Origin of the sequence: Dactylosporangium sp. NPDC051541 (assembly GCF_044454505.1) — a bacterium.
Classification (GTDB): Bacteria; Actinomycetota; Actinomycetes; order Mycobacteriales; family Micromonosporaceae; genus Dactylosporangium.
Map to the genome: position 1 here is coordinate 19,207 of NZ_JBITDU010000036.1, position 8,228 is coordinate 27,434.

General features: G+C 71.1%; 13 protein-coding genes. 7 read left to right on the top strand and 6 right to left on the bottom strand.

Annotated elements, in window-relative coordinates; genetic code table 11:
* Positions 1-89: 89 nt before the first annotated feature.
* The gene (locus ACIA8L_RS55555) at positions 90-392 is read left to right on the top strand and encodes a hypothetical protein (protein WP_395918277.1); all 303 of its coding nucleotides are present in this window, start codon (positions 90-92) and stop codon (positions 390-392) included.
* On the opposite strand, the gene ACIA8L_RS55560 is transcribed toward ACIA8L_RS55555, so the two are convergent.
* Positions 389-595, bottom strand: coding sequence for a hypothetical protein (locus ACIA8L_RS55560; protein WP_395918278.1), 207 nt, complete (start codon positions 593-595; stop codon positions 389-391). The genes ACIA8L_RS55555 and ACIA8L_RS55560 overlap by 4 nt on opposite strands.
* Here ACIA8L_RS55560 and ACIA8L_RS55565 point away from each other — a divergent pair.
* Positions 579-863, top strand: a complete 285-nt coding sequence (locus tag ACIA8L_RS55565) for a hypothetical protein (protein ID WP_395918280.1) — start codon at positions 579-581, stop codon at positions 861-863. The two genes, ACIA8L_RS55560 and ACIA8L_RS55565, sit on opposite strands and share 17 nt — an antisense overlap.
* Positions 864-885: 22 nt before the next feature.
* Here the strand turns inward: ACIA8L_RS55565 and ACIA8L_RS55570 are convergent, their stop codons facing one another.
* The 3 genes from ACIA8L_RS55570 to ACIA8L_RS55580 form a co-directional block, all read right to left on the bottom strand.
* Complete coding sequence (locus tag ACIA8L_RS55570; RefSeq protein ID WP_395918282.1) at positions 886-1,197, bottom strand: hypothetical protein; 312 nt, start codon at positions 1,195-1,197, stop codon at positions 886-888.
* Between the two features lie 850 nt (positions 1,198-2,047).
* Positions 2,048-2,491, bottom strand: coding sequence for a hypothetical protein (locus ACIA8L_RS55575; protein WP_395918283.1), 444 nt, complete (start codon positions 2,489-2,491; stop codon positions 2,048-2,050).
* A 489-nt stretch (positions 2,492-2,980) separates the two neighbouring features.
* On the bottom strand, positions 2,981-3,799 hold the full coding sequence (locus ACIA8L_RS55580) for a universal stress protein (RefSeq protein WP_395918284.1): 819 nt from the start codon (positions 3,797-3,799) through the stop codon (positions 2,981-2,983).
* A 74-nt stretch (positions 3,800-3,873) separates the two neighbouring features.
* Here ACIA8L_RS55580 and ACIA8L_RS55585 point away from each other — a divergent pair, with 74 nt between their 5' ends.
* Genes ACIA8L_RS55585 through ACIA8L_RS55595 form a run of 3 tightly spaced genes read left to right on the top strand, consistent with a single transcriptional unit; the run spans position 3,874 to position 6,178 of the window.
* Positions 3,874-4,962 carry a hypothetical protein gene (locus tag ACIA8L_RS55585; RefSeq protein WP_395918286.1) on the top strand — a complete coding sequence of 363 codons (1,089 nt, stop codon included), beginning with the start codon at positions 3,874-3,876 and terminating at the stop codon, positions 4,960-4,962.
* 14 nt (positions 4,963-4,976) lie between these two features.
* On the top strand, positions 4,977-5,600 hold the full coding sequence (locus ACIA8L_RS55590) for a hypothetical protein (RefSeq protein ID WP_395918287.1): 624 nt from the start codon (positions 4,977-4,979) through the stop codon (positions 5,598-5,600).
* Between the two features lie 20 nt (positions 5,601-5,620).
* Positions 5,621-6,178, top strand: a complete 558-nt coding sequence (locus ACIA8L_RS55595) for a hypothetical protein (RefSeq protein WP_395918288.1) — start codon at positions 5,621-5,623, stop codon at positions 6,176-6,178.
* A 21-nt stretch (positions 6,179-6,199) separates the two neighbouring features.
* Here the strand turns inward: ACIA8L_RS55595 and ACIA8L_RS55600 are convergent, their stop codons facing one another.
* Both ACIA8L_RS55600 and ACIA8L_RS55605 read right to left on the bottom strand, forming a co-directional pair.
* On the bottom strand, positions 6,200-6,532 hold the full coding sequence (locus tag ACIA8L_RS55600) for a hypothetical protein (RefSeq protein WP_395918290.1): 333 nt from the start codon (positions 6,530-6,532) through the stop codon (positions 6,200-6,202).
* Between the two features lie 58 nt (positions 6,533-6,590).
* Positions 6,591-7,463: an LLM class flavin-dependent oxidoreductase gene (locus ACIA8L_RS55605; RefSeq protein WP_395918292.1), complete on the bottom strand. Its 873-nt coding sequence runs from the start codon at positions 7,461-7,463 to the stop codon at positions 6,591-6,593.
* Between the two features lie 85 nt (positions 7,464-7,548).
* Between ACIA8L_RS55605 and ACIA8L_RS55610 the strand changes: the two genes are divergently transcribed.
* Positions 7,549-8,019: a MarR family winged helix-turn-helix transcriptional regulator gene (locus tag ACIA8L_RS55610; RefSeq protein ID WP_395918293.1), complete on the top strand. Its 471-nt coding sequence runs from the start codon at positions 7,549-7,551 to the stop codon at positions 8,017-8,019.
* Between the two features lie 41 nt (positions 8,020-8,060).
* The coding region (locus ACIA8L_RS55615) for a transposase (RefSeq protein WP_395918295.1) at positions 8,061-8,228 on the top strand (168 nt) is incomplete at its 3' end.

An 8,228-nucleotide genomic window follows, 5' to 3' on the forward strand; every position in this document is an offset into this window, starting at 1 on the left:
GGCCCCCGCTGGCCGGCCGGCCGACCCACGCACCGCAGACAATGGCGCACGGACATGCAAGGGTAATCATGGTCGAGCAGCGCTGAGACGTGTACATCACGCCGTGCAGGTTCGACCGCAACCGGCCCGGGAAGCGCAACGCGTTCTTCACGGTCGATGAAGATCTCGACTTGCTCTCGGCGGTCGACGTCAACCGCATCGGCGCGGAGATGGTGGCGCTGCGTGAGTCGTCCGGCTTGCCGTGGCGGGTGGTGGCATTCGACACCCATGCGGACCACATGCCTGACGAAGACGAGCGCAACGAGACCACCTTCTCAACGCCGAAGAAGCACCTGCTGCACATCTCACGCCAGACGGGCGCGGCGGTCATGCTCGTCCATCGCACCAGCTAGGACGACAGCCGGGAGTGTGCATCGAGTCGACAGCGGCAGACGCTCGACGTGGTCTGGTCGGTCAAGGACAGCCGGATCAGCTTCGAGAAGATCAAGGCGGGTGCGAGGCCCAGGTCGATTGCCTTCGCGAGACGCTCGGGGGCCAACTCCATCACGGAGAAGACCGAGGCGCGAATGGAGAGGGCGATGAGCGCGAAGGACATCCGGGAGCGGATCTCGGAGGGGATCAGGGGGTCGGGCGGGGGCCAGGTGCACGAGATGATGCCGCACGCCAGAGTGGTCATGGCTGTCTACGAGCGCTACGACCTGCGCGCGGCTGTGCACGGTGGGGACGGCACGCGCCAGAGCTTCTTCTACATGACAGGCTCGGACAAGCACTCGCCGCACGAGACGCTGGGCCTTGTTGAGATGGTCCAGCTCACGGCACGTGAAGACGCGGCGCACCTGCTCGATCCGGTGAGGCCGGTGTGAGCGCGGGGAGACGGGGTCGCCGCTATACGGCGGGAACGTTCGGCGGATCGGCGGTTCTGGCCGGCTGCCTACGCTTGCGGCCCGGAAGCATCTTCATCCCGGCCTGCACGGCGCGAAACTGCGGCGGAGAATCAGGTTCGGGCACGTTCATACCTAAGGCCTTGATGAGCTCAGGCATGGCCTTCAGCCCCTGGACACCTTTCTTGTCGAAGACGTGCTTCGTCAAGTCCACCACTTGGCGCTGGCGGATGGTGCGACAGATTGGAATGGCGACACCCGCAGATATGCCGGAGATGGCGACGATTCCTAGGATGATCCACTGCTCGAACGACACAACCCCACCTCAAGTCCACCCCCACCTATAAACGACCGCTCGGAGGCGTTCGGGTGGAGGAGAGCTCGAAAGGTTCAGTTGTGAAGCCGCCAGGAGAGCACCAAATCGGCCGCTTTACCGAGCAAAGCAACCGTGTGTCACGAGCTAGTCGCGACAATCGTCATGGCGTGTTAGGTGCTCTCTCAAACTCTGACTGCGTAACGGCATATAGCAATATAACCCGCCCACAGCGCAGAGCATCCCGTGCAAGGACAAGCTACATGACCCCGCGCGATGTGGACAAGTCGATCGGCCAGCAACGGTCACCCGCCCGGGTCCCCCCACAACTTGAATGGAGATCACCATGGAGACTCTGCGCGCCGAGCGCTGCTCCGCGCCACGCACAAGCTGGACGTGATGATGCAGGACGCGGAGTCCGGCCTGGAGCAGAACGAGTCCCCGGACGCGCGGGACCGGTTCGTGGGGCGGGTGAAGGATGCGGCCGTGATGACGCGGTCGGTCATCGGCGCGGCGGCCGTTCAGCTGCTCTTCGAGAAGGAAGTCCGCCAGGGGGCAGGTGGCCAACACCCCGGTGCGCGCCTCGAGCGCGACGAGGAGCGCGGCGCTCCGGACGACGCCCAATTGGACGCGCTGCGCGCCAGCATGCGCAAGGGGCTGGAGGCCGCACTCTCCCAGAATGACCCCACCGCGTCCGGTCGGCCGGCCATCCAGGGTCGAGCTGCTCGCGAAGCGCAGTGGCGAGATGACGGGCCTGCCGACGAGCCGCAACTGGGCGTCGGAGCAGGACCACAAGCAGATCAGCGACGAGCACTACGCGGTGATCATCGCCGGGTTGGCCCACGTCCAGGATTCACGGTCTCCCGCCGCACCTCCAGCCGAAGCATGGCATGCCCGACAAGGCGGTCGCGGTCGGTCCGATGGCGATGGCGATCGAAGTCGCGCTCGCGGAGCGGCTGTTCCACATGCGCAATTGCTGGGCTCCGCCTTGATCGCGAAGACACTCAAGGACACCAAGGTGCTCCTGGAGCAGGCGCGCGCTTGCGTACGAGAAGAGCAGCGAGTCCACGGACGCCGAGGCGGAGAACACGAGCTCCGAGAGCACGGCCGGCGAGAGCGGCGGGACCACGGAGTTCAGCGAGAACGCGAACGCGGCCCCGGCGGAGGCGACTGCCTGATGCCGAACGCCGACCACGAGCACGACCAGGTTGACGGCGAGGAGCCAACGCGGGAACACGGTGCGCTCGGCGAGGAGGTCGGGCCTGTTGGAGTCAGGCCCGACCCCGGCCAAGCCCACGCTGGGTTGACCCCCTGGGCCGGCTCGCGTCACATCCGGCGCCGTGGTCGCTCGGCATTCGCTGGAGCAGTTCGGTCTACCTGGCCTCCGCGGCGGAGCGCCCGGACGATACCGACAGCGACCGACCCGGCAGAGTTCAACCGCGCGCAGGGAGTCCTGATGGCGACCGGCGATACGCCCCGGTTGAGCCAGGTCGCCGCTATGGCCGGCGCCGACATATCGGCTTTATCACCCAATGGGGTATTCACGTTTGTCGTACGGTTCGGCATGCTCGGCGATAGGCCGCGATCGCCGACGACTCGGCGGTAGAGCGTCCCAGCCGGCAACAGTCCCGCAGCCGAGCAGCCAAGCGGCGGGCAGCCGGATAAAGGCAACCCGGCAACGGGCAACGGGCAGCCGGGCAACGAGCAGCCGGGCAACGAGCGGCTGGGCGTCGCGGGGCGGGGGCATGGCTGGGCGGGAGCGGTGCGGCCGCTCGTGGTTGTTGGTTTAGTGGACGATGAGGACCGGGCAGTCGGCGTGGTGCATGAGTTGCTGGCCTACCGAGCCCAGCAGCAGTCCGGTGAAGCCGCCGTGGCCGCGGCTGCCGACGACCACCAGCGTCGCGGTGCGGGAGGCGTCGACCAGGACGGCGGCTGGGCGGCCGTCGGCTACCTGCGGGGCGACCGGGACGTCGGGGTACTTGTGGCGCCACGTGGTCAGCGACTCCTCCAGCGCCGCGCGCTCCAAGGTCTCGTTGCCGCCGTCGGCCGGGTAGGCCCGGATCGCCACCAGCACGCGGCCGCGGGACCTGGCCGCTTCGAACGCGAGGCCGAGCGCGGAGTCGCCCGAGGGCGAGCCGTCCACGCCGGCCACGACCGGGCCCACGGACGGGTCGGGGCGGCCCCGGACGACGGCCACCGGGACCTTCGCGTGCGTGGCGACCTGCTGGCTCACCGAGCCGAGCAGCAGGTTCGTCAAGCCGCCGGCGCCGCGGTTGCCGACCACGAGCAGGTGGGCGCCCGCGTCGCCGTGGTCCAGGAGGGTCGCGGCGGCCGGGGACGCTGCTGTGACGGCTTCGACGTGGATGGTCGCCTGTCGTTGCCGTACCCCCGCCGCTATTGCTGTGACGAGGGCCTGCGCCGCCTGCTCGGCGGCCTCGGTCTGCTCGGCGACGGCCGCGTAGTAGGCCCCGGGCCAGGTGATGTCGTAGGTGGTGACGATCCGCAGCCCGCGGCCGATCCGGGTGGCCTCGGCGGCGGCCCAGTCGACTGCTCGGCGCGCTTCCGGCGACCCGTCGTAGCCGACGACGATCCCGTTGGTGTCCATACGTCCAGCGTCGCTCGCCGCCGGGGAGCTGAGCAGGGGCTTTCGGCCCGTCCCGGGCGGGTAGTCTGCACCGCGTGGCCTCCGCCCGGCTCATCCGCCCGCTCGCCCTCGGTGTCGCGCTGCTGGTCGGCGGATGGCTGATCTTCTCCGACCCGTCGGTACCGGCGCCGGCCGCGCCACCACCGCCGTCGCTGCACCAGGTCTGGCCGTCGGTGCGGGTGGCGACACAGACGGGGCTGTTGCCGGACGGGACGCAGTTCGCGCCGACGCTGTACATCGACGAGTACACGGCGGTCGGTGTCGCCCCGACCCCGGACGGTCAGGCGTCGCGGGTGCTCCTGCGGACCGGGTACGAGCTGCGGGAGCTGGCCCGGGTCGACGCCGATCACTATCCGCGGTTCATGGGGTTCGTGAGCGGCGGCGAGGAGATCTTCTGGGTCGAGGCAACGGCAACAACGACACAGCCGCTGCGGTACCGCCTGTGGCGCGCGAACCTCCGCGGTACGTCCTCGGTGCTGACGTCCGACACCGGTGAGGCGGTGTTCCAGGGCGCCGAGCACGACCTGGTGCTCCACGACGGCCTGGTGTCGTGGGCCGCGGCCGCCGGGAGCCGCACGGAGATCAGGTCGGTCCCGGTGTCCGGCGGCGCCGTGACGTCGACGGCGGTGGACGGCTCGTTCGAGTTGTCGGCGTGGCCGTGGCTGCAGACGTCGGCCGCGGCCCGGGCGAGCGGCCGCCAGGAGCTGCTGAACATCGCCACCGGCCAGCGGGTCACGGTCGTGAAGTCGGCCGCCGAGACGGTGGACTGCTCCCCCACGTGGTGCCGCTCGATCGTGGCCGCCGGGACGGGCGGCGACACCAGCTACGCGGTGCTGCACCCGGACGGCGGGGCCCGGCACCGGGTCGGGGGCGTGGACACGTTCGCCGCGGTCGGCGGGGTGGCGCTGCGGGACCGCTTCGAGGTGGTACTGCAGACCGGGACGCGGTCCGCGTTCGACTCCGCGCACCGGCTGGCCCTCTACGACCTGACATCGTTCCGGCTGATCACGGTGGCCGACGACGTGGATCAGGTCCTGGCCCGCGAGCACTTCTTGTGGTGGTCGACGGGTGACCGTACCCACGCGAACTGGCATGTTCTTGATCTTGCGACCTTGGTCGCGTGACGGATGGATCGTCGATGCGAAGACACCCGGGTGAGCCCGAGGCCACCGGCTGGCGGCCGATCACCGTGCTGGACACCGTCCAGCGGCTGCACGACGCGTCGCCGGACGTCGCCGGGCGCCCGCGGCTGATCGCGATCGACGGCCGCGGTGGCGCCGGCAAGACGACCGTGGCCGAGCGGCTGCGCCGGGCCGTGCCGAACTCCGCCGTCGTGCACACCGACGACGTCGCCTGGCACCACGCCTGCTTCGACTGGGGCGCGCTGCTGGCCGAGCACGTCCTGGCCCCGCTGCACCGGGGCGAGGCCGTCGACTACCGCCCGGACGCCTGGGCCGCCCACGACCGGCCCGGCGCGATCACCGTCCCGGCCGGCCTCGACTACGTCTGGATCGAGGGCACCGGCATCATCCGCGCGGAGCTCGCGCGGTGGCTGGACGCGTCGATGTGGCTGCAGGGCGCCCGCGACGGCAACGCGCCCGAGCAGCGGGAGCACGTGGCCGCCTGGCTGCGCGAGGAGCTGCCGTTCATGCTGCGCGAGCGGCCCTGGTCCCGCGCCACAATGATCGTCGCCGGCCCGCCGCCGCCCGGCCACGACCCCGAGACCGGCCTGCTCGTCGCCCCGCCGATCGAGCATTCGTAGGAATCGCTAAGGTCTGGGCCATGACCCGGCGGACGACGGCGGCGGTACTGCGCAAGGCGGTTGGCTCGCACGAGTTGCTGCGGGTCAGCCGGGTCTGGTCGGACCAGACGTTCGAAGGCTACGCCGGCGGGGTCGCGGCCGCCTGGGCCGCGCTGCACCGCCTCGACGGCAACATCTACCTCGACGGCTTCGCGGCCGTGCGGCTCGACGACGTCACGTCGCTGGAGCCGCGCGGCGGCCCCGAGGGGTTCGCGGCGCGGTCCCTGGCCCTGGACGGCCGCTGGCCGCCGCCGCCGCTGCCCGCCGACGTGGACCTCACCTCGGCCCGGCGCCTCCTGGCCACGGCGGCCCAGCGGTACCGCATCGTCAGCCTCTACATCGAGCGCGAGGACCCGGACGTCGTCTACACCGGCCGGGTGGCCGGGTTCGGCCCGAAGACCGTCTCCCTGCTGGAGCTCGACGCGAAGGCGGAGTGGCTGCGGGAGCCCAGCGCCTGGCGGCTCGACGAGATCACCCGGATCGACTTCGGCCGGGAGTTGCAGCGCAAGCTCCTGCGCGTCGCGGACGCCGCCTCGTAGCCGCCCGGCGGTCGCGGCGGTTCAGTGGCAGTTGAGGCCGATGGGGGCGATCCCGCAGCAGCTCGCGATGACCGTCACGAAGCCGGCCGCGACCGTGCGCCAGGCGCCGCCGGCCGTGGTGCGGCCGCGGCGGGCCGGCGGCAGGAACTGCTCGACCAGGACGGCGAGCATCCACAGCGCGCAGAGCAGCAGCATGCCGTAGTCCCACCGCTCATCGCCGTAGGCGCTGGCGTTGCCGTTGCCGCCCCAGTTGGGGCAGTCGCGCTGGTCGGTGATCGGGTCGAGGTACAGCACCAGGGTCAGCAGGGCGGCCCCGCCCACGAGACAGGCCCACAGGCCGCTGAGTCGGTTCACCGGCCTGACAGTAGGGACGGGTTGTGCAGGACCGGTGGACGTCGCGGGGAGCTTCGGGTCAGGTGCGGGCGCGGACGGCGGGCAGGATCTCCGCGGCCAGCCGGTGCACGGTCTCGGTGCGGTCCGGGCCGCCGGGCACGATGCTCAGCGCGGTGAAGCCGAGGCGCAGGTAGCCGGCCAGGGTGTCCGCGATCCGCTCGGCCGGGCCCGACACCACCCACGGGCGGCCGGGCCCGGACGCGGACGGGTCGACCTCCAGGTGGTAGGCGAGGGTGAGCTCGCCCGGGTTGCGGCCGGCCGCCTCGGCCGCGGTGCGGATGGTGTCGCGCAGCGCCGGGACGCGGTCCGGCGGGGCCGAGCCCAGCGACGGTATCCAGCCGTCGGCGAGGCGGCCGGTGACGGCCAGGGCGCGGGGGCCGAAGGTGCCGAGCCAGATCGGGATCGGGTGCTCCGGGCGCGGCGCGACGTCGGCGGCCTCGACCCGGAAGACCCGGCCCGCGTGGGTGAAGCCCGGCTGCGACCAGAGCCCGCGGGCGATGGCGATCGCGTCGGCCAGGCCGTCGACCTTGTCGCGCGGTGATGGCACGGGCAGGCCGAAGGCGCGGAACTCGCCGTCGGAGTAGCCGCCGCCGAGGCCCAGGATGAGCCGGCCGTGCGAGAGCCGGTCGAAGGTCTCGGCCATCTTCGCGACCACGGCCGGCGATCGGTAGGGCACGCCGAGCACCCGGGTGGCGAGCCGGATGCGGCTCGTCGACGCCGCGATGAAGGACAGCAGCGTCCACGCCTCGTAGGTGCCGCCGGCGTCGGCGGGGTGGTCGGAGATGGACAGGAAGTCGAACCCGAGCTCTTCCGCCAGCCGCCCGAACGCGACCGGGTCGTGCCCGGCCTCGGGTCCGGCGGGCAGGCCGAGCCCGAACGAGAGTGCCGCCATGTCAGCTTCCCCCTGTGTCTGTTTACGTGTAAACAACCTAGGCCCGGTCTCGTTTACATGTCAACAAGGTGCTTGAATCGAGGGCATGGGCTGGTTGAACCCGCTGGAATTCCGCGCGTGGATCGGGTACCGCCGCATGCGTTTGCTCCTGGACGCCGAAATGGCGCGTGACCTGGCGCGCACGTCCGGGCTGTCCACACCGGACTATGACGTGCTGTCCAACCTCGCCGACGCCGAGGACAACCGCCGGCGGCTCACCGCCCTCGCGGCGCGGATGCAGTGGTCGAAGAGCCGGCTGTCCCGGCACATCGGCCGCATGGAGGAGCGCGGCCTGGTGACCCGCCGCGGCGGCGACACCGACGGCCGCGCCACCGAGGTCGTCCTCACCGACGCCGGCCACCGCACGATCGCCGCCGCCGCCCCGGACCACGTCGCCTGGGTGCGCCGCCACTTCGTCGACCTGCTGAGCCCGGAGCAGCTGCGCGTCCTCGGCGACGTCGCCGACATCGTCCTGGCCAACCTGCCCCCGCCGGCCGAGGAGCCCCCGGCGGACTAGGCCGTGGCTAGCGGATCTTGGTGCTGGGTCGTTGTTCTGGTGTGGCGCGTTTTGAGTTGACGGACCGTGAGTGGGCGATTCTGGAACCGTTGCTGCCTGAGCAGGGCAGACGCCGTGGCCGGTGGCGTGATCACCGGCAGGTGATCAACGGGATCTGCTGGGTGAAGCGAACTGGTGCGCCGTGGCGGGATATGCCGGAGCGGTACGGA